At 32.3% G+C, this 17,901-nt stretch carries 12 protein-coding genes; all 12 read right to left on the bottom strand.

The annotated features are described in order from the left end of the window. Positions 1 to 31: 31 nt before the first annotated feature. The 12 genes from JOP69_RS02235 to JOP69_RS02185 all read right to left on the bottom strand — a co-directional run bounded on the left by JOP69_RS02235 (position 32) and on the right by JOP69_RS02185 (position 17,895). A complete protein-coding gene (locus JOP69_RS02235; protein ID WP_203393063.1) occupies positions 32 to 1,555 on the bottom strand; it encodes an alpha-L-fucosidase in 1,524 nt (507 codons plus the stop codon). Between the two features lie 432 nt (positions 1,556 to 1,987). Next, the gene (locus JOP69_RS02230) at positions 1,988 to 3,670 is read right to left on the bottom strand and encodes a sulfatase (RefSeq protein ID WP_203393064.1); all 1,683 of its coding nucleotides are present in this window, start codon (positions 3,668 to 3,670) and stop codon (positions 1,988 to 1,990) included. A gap of 279 nt (positions 3,671 to 3,949) precedes the next feature. After that, on the bottom strand, positions 3,950 to 5,668 hold the full coding sequence (locus JOP69_RS02225; protein ID WP_203393065.1) for a sulfatase-like hydrolase/transferase: 1,719 nt from the start codon (positions 5,666 to 5,668) through the stop codon (positions 3,950 to 3,952). Positions 5,669 to 5,763: 95 nt separating this feature from the next. Further along, positions 5,764 to 7,473, bottom strand: coding sequence for a sulfatase-like hydrolase/transferase (locus JOP69_RS02220; RefSeq protein WP_203393066.1), 1,710 nt, complete (start codon positions 7,471 to 7,473; stop codon positions 5,764 to 5,766). A gap of 2 nt (positions 7,474 to 7,475) precedes the next feature. Then, positions 7,476 to 8,903 (bottom strand): sulfatase, encoded by a 1,428-nt coding sequence (locus tag JOP69_RS02215; RefSeq protein WP_203393067.1) that lies wholly within the window; start codon positions 8,901 to 8,903, stop codon positions 7,476 to 7,478. 6 nt (positions 8,904 to 8,909) lie between these two features. Continuing rightward, a complete protein-coding gene (locus JOP69_RS02210) occupies positions 8,910 to 10,751 on the bottom strand; it encodes a sulfatase-like hydrolase/transferase (RefSeq protein WP_203393068.1) in 1,842 nt (613 codons plus the stop codon). Positions 10,752 to 11,049: 298 nt separating this feature from the next. Then, positions 11,050 to 11,184 (bottom strand): hypothetical protein, encoded by a 135-nt coding sequence (locus JOP69_RS18710; RefSeq protein ID WP_284041377.1) that lies wholly within the window; start codon positions 11,182 to 11,184, stop codon positions 11,050 to 11,052. Positions 11,185 to 11,200: 16 nt separating this feature from the next. Then, positions 11,201 to 12,919, bottom strand: coding sequence for a glycoside hydrolase family 2 protein (locus JOP69_RS02205; protein WP_203393069.1), 1,719 nt, complete (start codon positions 12,917 to 12,919; stop codon positions 11,201 to 11,203). Position 12,920: 1 nt separating this feature from the next. Continuing rightward, the gene (locus tag JOP69_RS02200; protein WP_203393070.1) at positions 12,921 to 14,027 is read right to left on the bottom strand and encodes a glycoside hydrolase family protein; all 1,107 of its coding nucleotides are present in this window, start codon (positions 14,025 to 14,027) and stop codon (positions 12,921 to 12,923) included. Between the two features lie 2 nt (positions 14,028 to 14,029). Beyond that, positions 14,030 to 15,292 (bottom strand): glycoside hydrolase, encoded by a 1,263-nt coding sequence (locus JOP69_RS02195; RefSeq protein ID WP_203393071.1) that lies wholly within the window; start codon positions 15,290 to 15,292, stop codon positions 14,030 to 14,032. Between the two features lies 1 nt (position 15,293). Next, the gene (locus JOP69_RS02190; protein WP_203393072.1) at positions 15,294 to 16,760 is read right to left on the bottom strand and encodes a sulfatase; all 1,467 of its coding nucleotides are present in this window, start codon (positions 16,758 to 16,760) and stop codon (positions 15,294 to 15,296) included. Continuing rightward, positions 16,747 to 17,895, bottom strand: coding sequence for a glycoside hydrolase family protein (locus JOP69_RS02185; protein ID WP_203393073.1), 1,149 nt, complete (start codon positions 17,893 to 17,895; stop codon positions 16,747 to 16,749). The genes JOP69_RS02190 and JOP69_RS02185 overlap by 14 nt, the downstream gene beginning before the upstream one ends. Positions 17,896 to 17,901 lie beyond the last annotated feature (6 nt).

The raw sequence follows: 17,901 nt of genomic DNA, 5'->3' as shown, positions 1-17,901 counted from the left end.
AAACAAATCAAATCAAATTTACTAATTATCTTTATAAACTAAGTTCTAAAACAAATGCATAGTCACAAGGTTTTTTCTTAGGCATTACTACCTCTAAACCATTGTTATTTTGCGACCATTTTATCTTAGCATCTGTACCTAACATTTTTACAGATTTCACTTTATCATCATTCGTAATAGATTTTATAAGTACTTTTCCATTCTTGGGCCAAGCCATTAAAATTGCATAGACCTTTCCATCCTTTTGAGTAAAACGAATATCTTGACCAGTAAAAGCCTTGTTTTTCCCTTCTGAATGATGTCCTTTTTTAACTTCTGTAGGTCCTTCTCCAAAAGTTCTCCAATATTTGGTATCGTATATAGCGTCACCATTCATATCTAACCAAGCACCCATTTCTAATAAAATATCTTTTTGGTCATCCGGAATTGTTCCATCTGATTTTGGACCAACATTTAGAAGTAAATTTCCATTTTTAGAAACTATATCAATTAAATCATCTATCAAAGAATTTGTTGTTTTTGACTTCCAATTCGTTACATAAGACCAAGAATTTGTACCAATAGAAGTATCTGTTTGCCAAGGCAATTTTCTTATTCCTGGTAATTTACCTCTTTCTAAATCGTAAATTACAGTACCAGCAGGAAAAGCTTCTTCGTAAAAGTTTTTATCTTGTAAAACTACTTCTTTACCCCATTCTATTCCTTTATTATAGTAGTATGCCGCTAATTTTGGACGGTATTCTCTAAAATCTGGAGTATCTAACATAAAATCGAACCAAAGAATATCTGGTTGATAATTATCTATTAAATCTTTCGTTCTTTTCCACCACATTTCTTTAAATTCTGCAGAAACCGGTTCTCTTAAATTTTTTCCTTTTGGAGAGTATAAATCTGCATACGCAGGATCTGTAGTATCAAATTTATCTTTTTTATTATAGAAAGACCAGTTAAAAGCATAATGAGAAGAAGCTCCCATAATCATTCCTTTAGCACGACCTGCTTTCATTAATTCTCCTAAAACATCTCGTTTTGGTCCCATATTAACAGAGTTCCAACGAGTGGTATTCGATTTATACATAGCAAAACCATCATGATGATCTGCCACAGGAACCACATATTTAGCACCCGCTTTTTTAAATAAATCTATCCATTCTTCAGCATTAAATTTTTCAGCTTTAAACATTGGAATAAAGTCTTTATATCCAAATTTTTTCTGATCTCCAAAGTTCTTTTGATGATGTAAAAACTCTTTTGAAGGGCCATCTTTCTGATGTTTTAACTGCGCTGTAAACTGAGCTGAATCCATATACATATTTCTAGGATACCATTCAGAACCAAAAGCAGGAACAGAATAAGCTCCCCAATGAATAAAAATACCAAACTTTTTATTATTAAACCACGCTGGGTCTTTATAATGTTTTTTTATGGATTCCCAATTTGGCTCGAAAACTTTTACGCTTTCTTGTTTTTTTTCAACTACTTTTTTCTCTTCCTTCTTACAAGAAACAAGAGCCAAAATAGATAGTAAAATTAAAGTTGATACTCTTTTTTTCATCTGACTTTTTGTTGGTTAAAAATAATTTTTAATTCTAATACAAATTAGGTGTATTTTTAATTAATTCCTTTGTCCGTATGTTTTAATTTGTATAACAAATAGTTAAATGTTTATTTTTTTTGGTTATGTTAAAATAAATCTTACTTCTTAACATAAAACAAGCCTAATAGTTATACTACTATTAGACTTGTTTTAATATCATAAATATTTATTCTAAATTATTTTTTCCTTAAGGCTTCTATTTCTTATAAGCTATTCCTTTTTATTTTAGGAACATCCTTATAATTAACAACATTCTTAAAATGCTAATCATACTCTTTTACGCCAAAGTATAAAAAATAAAACTTTAAGAAACCTAAGCGACTGCCCTCCATAAAACACGAATAATCATTAATGATTTGTCACTATGTTTATCTATTATTTTTAATGATTTTAATCATTCCAATGTGCATCAATCACTTTTTGAATGTGTGGAAATTTCTCTCCATCTTCTTCATTCAACTCTTTACGTTTTGCAATTAATTGCTCTTTTAAATTGGCAATAATTTCTTTGTTAGCAGGATCTGAATACGTATTATTCATCTCTTTAGGATCTTTTGTTAAATCATAAAATTCCCAAGCAGCTGGCGTATGCATCGTAAAACGATTTCCCCAACTTTTTTTATTCCATACGGCTCCTGGCTTGTCTGTATCTACCCAATATCTTCCATAGAAAAATATTAATTTGTATTGTTTTGTTCTAATACCAAAATGAGCAGGATTTGCATGTGCATGTGCCATGTGCATCCAATATCTGTAGTACGTAGATTGTTGCCAACCTTCTGGTTCTTGCCCTGTTTCTAAAATATGTTTAAAACTATGACCTTGCATTTTTTCTGGTGGAGTACCGCCTGCCATTTCAATTAAAGTAGGTGCAAAATCTGTGTTGTTGATAATTGCATCTGTTCTCATACCTGCTTTTATTTTCTCTGGATATCTAACAAAAAACGGCATTCTAAAAGACTCTTCATACATCCATCTTTTATCAATATAATCATGTTCCCCCAACATAAAACCCTGGTCTCCAGTATACACTATAATTGTATTATCATACAAACCTTCTTCTTTTAAGTATTTTATTAAACGAGCAACATTATCATCCACTCCTTTTACACATCTTAAATATCTTTTTATGTATTCTTGATACGTAGCACTTGTATAAGCATCTCCTGTTAGCTTATCAGCTTGATGAATATCAAAATCTGGGTTGTTATGTTTAGTATATTGTTTACTCCAAATTCTCATCCCCATATTTCTAATTGTATTTCTTTTAGAAACAGAAGAACCAATTACATGAATTAAAGAATCGTTTTTACCTCTTGTAGCAATAGAACCATTATTACCATTATCATACAGACTTGCTGGTTCAGGAATAAAAGTATCTGCTAAATAATCTTTATACCTAGGTGCATATTCAAAATCATCATGAGGTGCTTTGTATTGATGAAACAAAATAAATGGTTTGGTTTTATCTCTTTTGTTTTTTAACCAGTCTAAACTAATATTTGTAACAATATCAGAACTGTAACCTTTATATTGTTTACCTTCATACGCAGGATCCTTTTCTTCAGCAAAATGCATTCCTGTTTCGGTTAAATATGGATCGAAATAAGAACCTTGTTGACCGTGTTTTGTAAACACATTGTAATAATCAAAATTTGGTTCATCTTTTAAATGATATTTACCAATCATTGCTGTTTGGTACCCTAACTTTTTCATCTCTATTGGTAAATATTGATGGTCTTTAGGCAATGCTCCCTCCAAGTCTAAAACTCCATTTGCTTGACTGTGTTGTCCAGATAAAATGGCTGCTCTACTAGGTGTACAAATAGAATTGTTTACAAAACAGTTGTCGAAAATAATACCTTCATTCGCTATTTTATCTAAAGTTGGTGTAGGGTTTAATTTTGATAAGCGACTATTATAAATACCAAAAGCTTGCGATGTATGATCATCTGCCATGATATAAATAATATTCGGTCTTTGTTTTTCCGCTTCCGGTTGTTGACTTTTTACATTTTTACATGAAAAAAAACTTAAAACCAAAACGGCATAGGTTATTTTATTAAAGGACATATTATGATTTATTTATTTATTTCAAATTCTTTTTTAACTTTTATTCACGAAACTTAAAACCGCTATTAAAAGCATTAACAAAGTAATCGTTTTTAAAACGAATACAACCAAACATATGATTTAATCTGTAAAACAAATGTTCTAATATTTACTACCTAGTGCATAAACATTACGCTGTTTAAGATTCGTTATATAAAAAAATATCATTTTCAAACTCCAATAAAGATTGAATTTTAAAAATGATATTTAAATAGATGGTTCTAAAATGATATTATGCTGTTAATCTTTCTTATTTTTTTTAGAAGATTTTTTATTTTTATTCTTTCCAGATTTTGCTGCTTTCTTAGCTAATTTTTGAGCTGCTTTTCTAGCTATATCCTTAGCTATTTTCTTTTTATGAGCTTCAGAAAGTGGTCCATTTTGTGCTTCATCAAACTTGTTAAATCTTGGTAAAATTTCATTTAAATAATCGCGTTCTTTCACTAATTCTTTGTCAGCTTTTTCCCAGTCATTAATTTCAGGAAAACTGATTAAATCTGATGGATATTCTCTTACATCATACCATTTATCCATACCATCTTTTAAAACATTTGTTCCTCTTATTAATTGCATATTGTCTTTGTAACCATACACCCAGTCTCTATGCGTTTTCTTTTCTGTTGTTAAAAAAGGCATCATACTTACTCCATTAATTTCATAATCTTCCGGAATTTTAACACCGGCTATTTCTGCAATTGTTGGTAATATATCCGATAAATTCATTAAAACATCTTGTTCTCCTTTTTTGGTAAAATCAAATCCAGGACCGTACACCATAAATGGAACGTGTGTTCCTTTTTGAGAATCTGGACTGTTTTTACCGTATTTACTAGAGCCATTATCTGCACAAAAGATTATTAAAGTATTGTCATCAATATTTAACTCTTTTAACTTTTCTAAATACAAAGACATTTGATAATCTAAATAGTTTACATGTGAATGAATTCCACTTGCTGATAACGAATTATGCGTATCGTAGACTCCTTTTTCTCCTGTAATATTAGGCTCTTCTCTTGTGTATTTTCCGTCTTTATAGGTGATTTTTGGAGTTTCTATCCATTTATATTCATGTTGCTTTGGATTTAAATAATTCATAGAAGCATGACCTAAATGCGTAGTGTGATACACAAAAAAGGGTTTATCCTCTTTTACTTTCCTTTCCATAAAGTCGAAAATAAAATCTAACTCAACATCTGGTCCATAAGTATTTACTCCGTATTCTTTTTTAGATTCTTTGGTATTTGGCCACCATTCAAATTGTTGTTTAGAAGAAGGGTGATTCATTAACATTACACCTGGTTTCCAGTACCAACTAGAAGATGGATAATATGAAAAGTCTAATGGTTTTCCTGTATCTAGATTTATCAATTCCTTTTTACCATTTTCTTTCTTCTGTTCTAGCCTAAAGTTTGAATATGGATTTTCTCCAATTTCTGTAATTGCCGCTTCGCCTGGAGTAAACACCCCTTCATCAAAACCAAAATTTTGTAAATTTTTGTTTCTCATTTGAGTTTTACCAGACCACATGGTAGCATACCCTCCTTTTTTAGCAATTATACCAATAGTTAACGGAGAACTTGCAAATAAAGGATAGGCTCCTAAGTTTCCATCTTCATCTGTATATTGGCCTATTGTACTATTTCCCCACCATTTGTGTAAATGCGGATATCTACCCGTCATTAACATGGCTCTACTCGGAGAACAAACCACAGAAGCCCAAGCTGTTTTTACGTACATTCCTTCTTTTGCTAATTTATCTAAAACTGGCGTTTTTGCTCTTATTTTAGGGTCTTTAGAATCTTTATTTCCCTTTACAGAACTCCACGTGTCAGACTTATAAATAGGAAACTCTCGTGCGCTAATATCATCTGCTAATACTAATATAATATTAGGCTTCTTCGTTTTCTGAGCTAATACTGATAAAGTAGCTAGAAAAAATAATAAGGTTATTTTCTTCATGATTTTAATTTTATCTTCGGAAACGTTTCCGAGGGGTTTAAACTTAAAAAAATCTGCAATATTAATTACAGATTCTTTTTGATGATTTTATATATTTATTCGTTTAAATGTTTCTTTTTTCCTTTATTTTTTTTGCCTTTGTTCTTCGCTTTATTTTTTGCTTTTAACGCTTTTTTCTGTGCTATTTTTTGTGCTTCCTGTTTTTCAACTTGTAGCTTTTGCTTCTCTGTTAACGGTCCGTGTCTAGCAGTTTTAAATGTGTTGAATTGTGGTAATACTTTTTCTAATACTGCTTTTTCATTCTTTAAATCCTTAGAAACAGCACTCCAATCTTTAATCACAGGATAGAAAATTAAATCTGATGGTGTACTACTTACATCATACCATTTATCAAATCCGTCCTTTAACACGTTTTTACTTCTAATAATTTGTTGTCCGTCTTTGTAACCATAAATCCATTCTCTATGTTCTTTTTTATTGGTTGTTAAAAAAGGTAGCAAACTAACGCCATTAATTTCATAATCTTCAGGAATCGTAACACCTCCAATTTCAGCAATTGTTGGCAATACATCTGCTAAGTTAACCAACACATCTTGTTCTCCTTTTTTGGTTAAATTTAAACCCGGAGCATATACTATAAATGGAACATGTGTTCCTTTTTGAGACTCGGCACTATTTTTACCATAACCACTTGTTCCGTTATCAGCACAAAAAATAACAATGGTATTTTTATCAATTTTCAAGTCTTTTAACTTCTGTAAATACAAAGACATTTGATAATCTAAGTAATTGATATGATTGTGAATTCCCGGTTCTGTTACCGTATTATGTGTATTGTAAACACCTTTATCTCCGGTAACATTTGGTTGAGTCCTTACGTATTTACCGTTTTTCCATTCAATTTTTGGAGTTCCAGGCCATTTAGTTTTTGTTTCTGGGTGATAAAAATCAAATCCATCGTGACCTAAATGCGTGGTATGGTACACAAAAAACGGCTTCTTTTCTTTGGTTTTACGTTCCATAAAATCAAAAATAAACTCTAATTCTACATCTGGACCATACGTGTTTAAACCGTATTCTTTTTTAGATTCTTTAGTGTTTGGCCACCATTCAAATTCTTTTTTAGATGTTGGATTGTTCATTAACATTACGTGAGGTTTCCAATACCAACCAGATTGTGCATAGGTTGTAGATTCTTCTCCTGTATCATTATTGATTATTTGTTTCTTCCCATCTATTTTTTTCAATTCAATTTTAAAATCTGTGTAAGGATTTTCTCCTTCCATACTAGATTCTCCTGGAGTAAATACTCCTTCATCAAATCCATATTTGTCTAAATTAGGATTACGCATTTGCGTTTTCCCTGCCCAAATAGAAGTATAACCTCCTTTTTTGGCAATTACACCAATATTTAAGGGAGAACTTTCGTAAAAAGGATAAGTTCCTACTTTTCCGTTTTCATCACTATATTTTCCTGTGGTTTTATTCCCCCACCATTTGTGCAAATGTGCATAACGACCTGTCATCATCATTGCTCTACTTGGAGAACAAACGACAGCGGCCCAAGCAGTTTTTATGTATAAACCTTCTTCTGCAATTCTATCTAAAACAGGTGTGTTTGCTCTGTATTTTACATCTTGCGTGTCTCCTCCAGTCGGTGGACTCCATGTATCTGATTTGTAAATAGGCATTTCTCTTGCACTAATATCGTCAGCCAAAATAACAATAATGTTTGGCTTTTGTTTCTGTTGTGCAGCTGCTAATAAAGTAGCCGCAAAAAACAAACTTGTTACAATATTTTTCATTTCTAATGTTTTAAATTCTTTTTATTTTTATCACCAGAAATAGCCTTGTCTATAAAAGCTTGTCTTATTGCTTCTTGTTTATCACAGTTCTGTAAATGTGCATCTTCCCATAAAGGAGCAATATTGTCTTTAGACCAGATTTCATATTTAGCTTTTAATCTGTTTACGACATCCGGAAATTGACTTGCCAAATTATTATTTTCTAATTCGTCTTTTTCCATATCAAACAGAAAAATATCTTTTTTATAATACGAATAAATTAATTTATAATTTTTATCTCTAACAGCATATCCTTCGCCACCAGCATAACGCCAATACAAAGTTCTTTCTTTTAAAGACTTGTTCTTTTTTGTTAAAATTGGTAGTAAATCTACTCCGTCTAATTCTTTAGTTGCTGGTTTTTCAATTCCTGCTGCGGCTAAAATTGTAGGAAAAATATCCAAGGCAATAATTGGTTTGTCATACACTCTATTCCCTTTTATTTTTTTAGGCCAAGAGATTACAAACGGTTCACGAATTCCACCTTCAAACATCATTCCTTTATGTCCACGATAAGGAGCACTACTTGCTCCGTTAGAATGTCCTCCATTATCACTGTAGAAAAATATTAACGTATTTTCATACTCTCCAGTTTCCTTTAGTTTAGCAATAACCTTACCAATACCAACATCCATACCTGCAACCATAGCAGCATAAGCCGCTCTATCACCAAACTCTATATGTTTTACCATATCAGTATATTCCTTTGTGGCTTGAATAGGTCCATGAGGCGCATTATATGCTAAATACATAAAAAATGGTTTTTCGCTTTTCGAATATCCATCGATATATTTTACGGCTTCATTAGAAAAATCATCTGTTAGATATGTTAATTGATCTTCTGGAACCAATTTTCCATCTCTCATTACTCCAAGTTCTCTATTCTTTGGATTTGTTTTTCCCCAGTAATTAAAACCACCACCGCTAAAACCAAACCAATCGTCAAACCCTCTATTATTTGGTAAAAACTTCTTAGCATTTCCTAAATGCCATTTTCCGATAGCACAAGTTTCATAATTGTTTTTTTGAAGCAATTCTGAAATCATCAACTCATTAACAGGCAAACCAATTACGGTATCTTCTCCTTGTTTAGTGTTTTCAGGATTGTTTTCGTGTCCAAATCTTTGTTGATATCTTCCCGACATTAAACCCGCTCTACTCGGACTACAATATGGGTGTGACGAATAACCTTGACTAAAAATAACTCCCTCGTTAGCCAATTTATCTAAGTTTTTAGTTGGAATGTCTTTTCCTCCGTTAAAACCAACATCTCCCCAACCTTGATCATCAGAAAGTATGATTAAAATATTAGGTCGTTTGTCTTTTTGAGCAAAAACTGCGCTCGTGAAAATTGTAAAAAATAGTATTGATGTTATCGCTTTAAATTTCATATCTAATTATTTTTTTGGAATTATTTTATTTGGAATATCAATTCTTTTATCATCAGCTCCTTTAGCAAAATTGCTTATATTAAAGTCATTTCCTTTTGTCCAATCGCATTCTACTCTACCATCACCCAAAACAATATTCCCTAATTTTTTACGAAACCAATCTGCCAATGCAACATACTCTTTATCGTTGGCAACATTATTTCTTTCTTTGCTATCCACTCGTAAATCATACAAAGCCATTTGCACTTCTTCTCTAGGCGCATCTATTCCCCATTTGATATTTACATTTGGCGGATATTTTTTACTCGCTTTACCTCTATGAGGTCTGGTTTGCATAGAAAAAGTAAAATCTTTTGTTTTGATATAGGCTCTTGGCCCAACAACATGATTTATTTCACCAATAATATAATCTCGTTTTAATTTTTTATCACTTAAAACAGCTCCCATATCATAACCATCTAAAAAGTCGAATTTCTTTTCTGATAAATCTGCTCCACCTGCAGCAAGTATTGTAGGCATGATGTCTACATATTCTGTAAAACCATCATATACTTTGCCTGCCGGAAATGTTTTTTTATCAGAAGCAACCACAATTGCAGTTGTATGTGTTGATAAATCCCAAGGAGAAAACTTTCCTTCTACACCTTGTTCTCCTAATTGCCATCCATGGTCTCCGCAGACATAGACAATTACATATTCTTGTTTATGTTTTTTACTATATGCTTTAAATTCTTCAACCGCTTTTCCAATTAAATCATCGCCATAAGCACAAAACGCATAATAATCTCTAATGGCTTGTTGCTTTTCTTCGTATTTTAAACCGTCAATTTTGGTTTTCTTATAGTAGTCTTGTAATTGCTTCGGAAGTTTTTTTAGTTCCTTTTTATCGAATTCAGGAATTTCATACACCTTATCCTTAAAACGATCTCTAAATTCTTTTGGAGGCATTACTGGCGTATGCGGAAAATGGAAACTTAAATTTGCAAAAACTGGTTTACTAGAATCAACTCCTTGAAAATTTCTACCATTTAAAATTTTATAGCCTTTATTTTCATTCTTTAAATAACTCACAAACTCCGTTAGTATGTTTCCGTCTAATGTTTTTCCTGCTGGCATAGAATTTACCCCACCAATAATCAAATCTTCTGTACTTCTAGTATACGCATATAAAATATCTAACTCTTTTTCTACTTCTGCTTTTACTTTTTTCTCTGCATCGGAAATGGTTTCATACCTCGAAAAAGATTTATGCGTACCATCAGGATAATAAAAATTAACTCTAGAATCTACTTTTTGTCCTTTTCCGTTAACTTTTCCCCAAACAGAAGTATTATCCCAATCTGTATTTCCTGTACGTCTTAAATCTTGTCCGTAATCTACATATTGTTGATAATAGCCCATTTCTTCTTTAGGCTTTTTAGACTTGTATCCTTTTAATCGAACACCTGTTTTACCAAACAAAACTGTTTGATATCCTTGATCTACCATCGCATCTGGTAATAATTGAGAAAAGAAATCTGGATTGTTATGAAAATATTCAAAACCATAAACTCCCGATCTAAAAGAATATTTCCCCATAATTATTCCCGCTCTTGAAGGTGCACAACCAGGAGATTGACAATGCATATTTGGATAAACAACTCCTTCTTTAGCCAACTTATCTAAACTTGGCGATTCTACATACCCAAGTGGGCTTTCTTTTGTACCAGTCGTTATTTCATTAAAATAGGCATTCGAATCTTTTCTTTGATCATCTGTCATAATCCAAAGAATATTTGGTTTATTTTTTTGAGCATTTAAATTAAACACAAAAAGGAACAATACTAAAGCTTGTACTAATTTTTTCATAAATTTAATGTTTTTATTTATCATTAATTAGACAATGTAATTTAATAAAAGGTTTAAGCAGACAACGAAGAAACAACCACATAAATGATCCGAAAAGGATAACAAATGAACTTTATTAGTTAAAAATCACTCTTTCCCAGTCTTTTAGTATTTCTTCATTAGTAGCATCTTTAGGCAAACCCTTTTTCTTTAAACCTTTCACCAAAAAGGCATTCGTTAAAGGAATCGCACTATTTTAGTATTTAAAACCCTCATATTGTTACGATTAAAATGACTTTTTTCTAGTTAAAGAACTTAATTACCTCCCTTCTGGATTTTTACCAATGCTTCCCATTCCTTGTTTAAAATAAACTTCTGGATTGTGCCAAACACCTGTTTTCTTTAACAATGGTTCGTGGTAATCTAAACTTAAATCGCAATCAAAACGTGCCATAATTGAATATCCTTTTTTATTCTTGCCACGCTTTATAAACTTCTTTCAATTGATAATAAGCTTTCTTTTTATTTCGTCGCTCATCAACAATACCCCATTCTCTAAAACCTGATTCTGGAGTTCCTTTATAATTACTTCTATAATCGTTATAACTCCAAATTGACAATCCTGTTACGTAAGGTAAATCTTTAAGTCCTTTTATATATCCCACAAGTTCATCACTTAATTTAGCTTCTGGAGCAGGCCCAATTTGACCTTTTCCAATTTCTGAAATAAAAATTGGTTTCCCTGGAAATTTCTCATGTGTAGTTTGTGCATGCTCAACAGCATCACCATAACTATTTATGGATATAAAATCTATCTTATCAAATGGTTCGTTTTCAAGAGTACCTCCTCTGTATGCACTTAAAGATGCATATGTTTTTAATCTTGAAGTATCTAATTCGTCAATATAATCTAACATTGAATTGACATAACCATATTGTCCTTCTGATAAAACCTTTTCTTTCCAAGATGAATTTGTGTCGTGTAATTCGTTACCAACACTCCACCCTACAATACTTGGGTGATTATAATCTCTTTCAATCATTTCTTTTAACCATTGTTTTGTTTGTGGGTTATTAGGATAAGATTGTGGATCATTATCTCCCCAAACAGGAATTTCTTCAACCAATAAAAATCCAATACTATCACAAAACTTCAAGATGTTTTTTGAAAGCGGTGCATGCATCAATCTTGAAAAATTACAACCTAAAGATTTTATATCCAACAAATCACTTTTAACCAAATGGTCTGGCTCTGTATTTCCATAATCCGGATGGTCGTGTACTCTATTTACACCATTCATTCTAACCGCTATATTATTTAAATAAAATTGCTCACCACGAACTTCAAATTTGCGAACGCCAAATTTATCCTGAGCCAAATCAACCTCATTTCCAAATATCTTTAGAGCGCTATTTAATTGATACAAGTTAGGAGAATTAAAACCCCAAAGTTTTACTTTAGAAAGTTCCTTTTGAAATTTAACTTCGGAAATAGTTGTCGAATTTTCCTTAACACTAATTGCTAAAGAATCAGCATATATACCATCAATACTAGCATATATCTTTGTTAAAATATCCTTTTTACTACTATTTTCTAATTTATACTTAATGGTAAAATCTACTTTTTTTGTTTCAAAGTTTGGCACAGAAGTTATATGTTGATAAACAATTCTTACCTCTTCATTTGCATATAAAGTTACATCTCTACTAATTCCTCCCCAAGCCCACCAAGCACCTCGTTTATAGGTATTGTCTGCCATTACAACAATAGAATTGGATTTATTAAAATCTATTTTATCTGTAATATTAAAATCAAACGGAGTATAACCGCCAACATGCACTCCTAACAAATTGCCGTTTAACCAAACTTTAGCTGTTTCATAAACTGCATTAAATTTTAAGCGTATTTGCTTTCCGTTCCAATTTTTAGGTATTTCAAATTGCTTTTGGTAATATCCTTTACCTACATATTCTGAATAACGCTTACGAGTATCCCAATTCCCAGGAACCTTAATCGTATCCAACTGAATACTCTGTTCTTTAAACACATCACTTTCATTCACCTCGTTTGAAGCTAAGAACTGCCATGTTCCATTCAATGAAATCTTAGTTTCAGTATTTTTTTCTTGTGAATTTTGACAAGATGAAAGGATAAAAAATAGGATTAAAAGATAATAAAGCGTTTTCATATTATTTACGTTCTTCTTTTGTTACTTTTATAGGAATTTGTACGTTAAATGAGTGTAGAACTCCATTTTCATCTTTTATATCAGACGCACACACCAATGCTATAGGTTTACCGTTTTCAATATAAATCTGAGGTCGTTCTAGATGATCTACTTTTTGAACTGTTCCATCTTCCCATTTTATTTGTAATGTTGAAACCAGTGCGTTTTTAGACAAAGTCCAATCAAAACCATCTACTGATTCAAACAATACTAAAGCCTGACCAGCATCTGTAAATGCACCATGCATATCTTTTAAAATTGCTCTAAATTTTCCATCTTGATACCAAATAAAAGGGTCTTCTGCAGGAAAATCATACCCTTTTGCTAAAAACACAGGTTTATTATATTTCACAAACGGCCCCGTAGGACTTTTAGAGGTTGCAACACAATGCACAACAGGTCCTCCAAACTTTCCTGGTTTCTTTTTACCCACCGCTTTATAAACCATTAGGTAAGTGCCATCTGGTTTTTGAGTTATTGATGGATTACTTGTCATTAAGGCATCTAAAGCATTGTCATCATTAGTTACATCTATAATAGGTGTATCTAGTCTTTCCCATGGTCCACTTGGATTATCTGCAACGGCAACACCAATACGTTGACCATTTCTATGAGATACATTTAGCTTTATTTTTCCAGGTTCTCCTGTAACTACGCCATCTCCTGTATTCCCCATATAATACAGATAATATTTATTGTCATATTTGTGTATCGTGGGATTGTGCGTACACAAACCATCCCAGAACTCAGCACCTCTAATTGGTAATGCTACGTCTTTAAATTTGAAAGTCCCAAAAAGGCTTTCAGAAACAGAGTGCGCTATTTCGGAATGTGTTACCCAAGCCCAACCCAATTCTTTTTTCCATCGAGAATAAAACATATGATACAATCCGTCATCACCCTTAACAATAGAGCCTCCCCAAATACTCATGGTATCGCTCACAAATTTTGATTTTAAAGCAACTTCTCCCAATTCAATTTTAAAATCTGTAGATTCTTTTTGCCCCTTACAAGAAATTGTAAAATTTAGTAAACCACCAATAATTAACGTAAAAACGAAATGCTTCATAACTATTTGTTATTCTTTAAAATTCTTTCTTTTTGCTTTCTAGATAATCCTTTTGAAAAATAAATCTCTGGTCTAAAATTATTTCTAGTATGTTTCATTTCTTTATCATTGATATCTCTACTCAAATCACAATCAAATCTTGCTAAAATTGAATGCGCAGTCTTTGAGCTTCCGCTAGCATTGATAAAATGACTCAATCCCCAAGTAATACCTCTACCATCTTTAGTATCTGTAAAAGCATCCGGAACATAAGGACCAGGTGCATATGGAAACAGCTCACTTACGGCAGCAATTTTAAAATTTACCCAATCTTTTGCATATTGAATCGTACTATGCTCATTTCCATCTTTAATTACAAAAGCTGCAACACCTTCCTTAAAGGGAAATAAAGCAACTTCATGTCCTGAATTTAAAACAGGGTTTAAAGGATGTTTTTTAAAAGGTCCCATAGGATTATCGGCAATAGCCAAGCCTCCTGCTACCCAAACATTTCCTGGTCTATTAAAAGCAGATTTGTAATAAATATATACTTTTCCATCATGAATTAATGGATAAGGATCGTGAATTGCATATTGATCCCATTCTCCTTCTGCCCCATTTTCAATTACAGCTCCTTTTACGGCAGTCCAAGGGCCGTTTGGACTATCTGAATAAGACATTGCAACCGGACAATGATCTCCACTTTTACCACTAGCTTCCATAAACCCTTGATAATACAAATAATATTTACCTTTCCATTTTAAAATATCGGTAGTTGAAACTGAACGCCAACCAACTTCTGGTTTTGGAGGACGAGGAATCGCAACTCCTTTTTCTTCCCAAGTAAATCCGTCTTCACTTGTTGCATACCAAATTTCACACAAATCCCAATCTGTTGAGGGAATGGTTTCTGTACTTTCATCTGCTCTTTTTGAACCAATGGGAGGAACTATTGTATTTCTATATGTATACCAAACATAATATTTTCCATTTTCATAAATAATCTTTGAAGGGTCACGACGCGAAATCGTTCCATTGTGTCCGTTATAATTAAACCCTTTTAATTGTGTGTACTTAAACTGTGAATACAGTTCATTCTCTGCAGGATGAATACCTTCATAATTTTCAAAACTACGTTTCATAGCCTCGCTCATTTCCCTTTTTCCAGTTTCTTCGGAAACCGTGTATGGAAACGCAACTGTTGCAGTATTTTTTTTCTGACCACACACACTTATTACTACTAGTAAAAATGATGTAAATAAAACATGCTTAACATATTTTCTCATATTACTTCTTTATGTGGTAATAGTTTTTTTTATCTAAAAGACGAACTTCCCAATCTTTTAAAATTTCTTCATAACTAGCATCTGGACTTAACCCTGGTTTATTCTTTTTTAAAGAATTTTTATAATATTTTTTAGAACCTTCTTTAGCTCTGTTGATGGTAGCTGCATCCTCTGAAATCATGTTTTTTTCCCAAACAACCATGTTCGTTTTTAGGTTGTTAAATAATTCGTCTTTAATTTTTTGATATTTTTTAGTATCCGCCAAATTATTAAATTCCATCGGGTCTTTCTTTAAATCGTACAATTCAATGACAGGCTTGGTAATTCTCATAAATAAATTATAAGGATATTCTAACTTGCCTTGTCTGTCTAAAACTTGGTACAATGCAAAAGCAGGATATTCTAACTTTTTATAACTTGTTAATTGCATCCAAGGTCTATCTGGAGTTCTGTTCCATATTAATTTGAATTTACCATCAGTAATACTTCTCATGTTTTCTACAGCATCACCAGCTCTTTGTCTAAATCCATATACATATTTTCTTTTTACGGCATTTTTACCAACAATAACTTTTCCGTGCATGTATTCAGGCACTTCAATTCCTGCCATATCTAAAGACGATACCGTAACATCAATTAAACTTGCTAAATTTTTATTTACAGCATTGGCTTTTACCGATTTAGGGTAACGTACAATAATTGGTACTTTTAAACCACCTTCATATAAAAATTGCTTGTCTCTTAAATGAGGTCTACCATTGTCTCCAAAAAAGAAAACAACAGTATTTTCTAATTCTCCTTCTGCTCTAAGTCTGTCCATAAATTGTCCAACTTGGTCATCAGCATGTTGTACACTTGCTAAATAAGCAGCCCAATCTGCACGCAGTATCGGATAATCAGGATAACATTCTGGTAAAGTAACTTTACTTGGGTCTACAATATTTTGGCTATTATCAACAAACTTTCTGTGTGGGTCCCTAATCTGAATTTGGGCAAAGAACGGTTGTCCTTTTTTACGACCAGACCAATCAAAACCATCATATTTAACTTTGGTTTTAAAGTTATAATCTTCCTTTCCTCTTTTCTTTAAATTGTACTCAGAGCTACCATTAGTAACATAGTAACCTGCTTTTTTAAATATTTCTGTAACAGGAATAATTCCGGCAGGCAATTCAGTCATATTTATAGTTCTATGATCATGAGAGTTTACGGTAGGAGCATAAACCCCTGTAATCATAGACGAACGACTTATGGAACAAATAGGTGCGTTTGCATAAGAATTGATAAACATTGTTCCTTCTTCTGCCAAACGATCTATATGAGGTGTTTTTACATCCTTGTTTCCGTAGCATCCTAATTCTATACCTAAATCATCAGAATTAATCCAAACGATATTCGGTTTTTTTTGAGCGAAAACAATAGAAGTTAGCGCACAAAAAAGCAGTGTAGATATTTTATTTTTTAGCATTTTCTTTAGTTATTTTTAATGGGATTTGAATATTAAAAGAATTTCTCACTTTATTTACAATTGTATCTGCAGCACACGTTAAAGCTATCGCTTCTCCGTTTTCAACAATTACCTGAGGACGTTCTAGATGTTTAAATTGTTGTACTCTACCGTTTTCCCAAGTAACGATTCTTTCTGAAATTTCATGATATTTTGACGGTTTCCAATCTAATCCATCTTTAGAATCGTATTGTACTAATGAGAACATTCTTTTCTCTTTACCATTCGCTTGCTTTTCATGTTTGATTCTTTTTACAATCGCTCTGTATTTTCCGTCTTGGTACCAGATATATGGATCTTCTGCAGGAAAACGTTCTCCTTTAATTTCAAAAGCCAATTTTTTCTGTTTAACAAAAGGTCCTGTCGGACTTTCTGCAATTGCAACCATGTGCACAACTGGACCACCATTTGGCATTGGGAATTTTTTACCCACAGCTTTATAAATCAACAAAACTTTACCATCCGTCATTTGACAAACAGAAGGATTAGAGGTCATTAAAGCATCCGATGCATCATCATTATTATAAGTGATATCCAATACTGGTTTGTCAAATCTTTTCCAAGGTCCGTTTGGATTATCAGCTACAGCAACTCCAATACGTTGATTATTACGATGCATCCAATTAATTTTAGCTTTTCCAGGAACACTTACAATTTTTTTATCCCCAAAATTCCCCATATAATAGATGTAATACTTTCCATTCATTTTATGAACCGTTGGATTATGAGTTGCAGAACCATCCCAAAAACCTTCTCCTCGTTCTTTTAATGCTATATCTACATGTTTGTAAGGCCCTAATGGATCTTTTGAAACTGCATGTGCAACTTCAGAATAATTAACCCACTCCCAACCGATATTTTTTGGCCAACGAGAATAAAACATATGATATAAATTATCTTCTCCTTTTACTACTGAACCTCCCCAAATACTTATTTCATCTCCTCCACTAAAAACTGATTTTTGAGCTACTTTTCCAAATTCAATTTTTAAATCTACTTCTTTTTGGGTTGTCTCTTTTTCTATCGTTTTTTTAGGTTTCTCTCCGCAAGAAACGAAGACTAATAATGCGATTGCTAACGTTGCTAAATATTTCATTCTGTT

Origin of the sequence: Polaribacter sp. Q13 (assembly GCF_016858305.2) — a bacterium.
Taxonomy (GTDB): Bacteria; Bacteroidota; Bacteroidia; order Flavobacteriales; family Flavobacteriaceae; genus Polaribacter.
The sequence above is the reverse complement of the archived record's forward strand: the minus strand, read 5'-3'. Positions and strand labels throughout refer to the sequence as shown.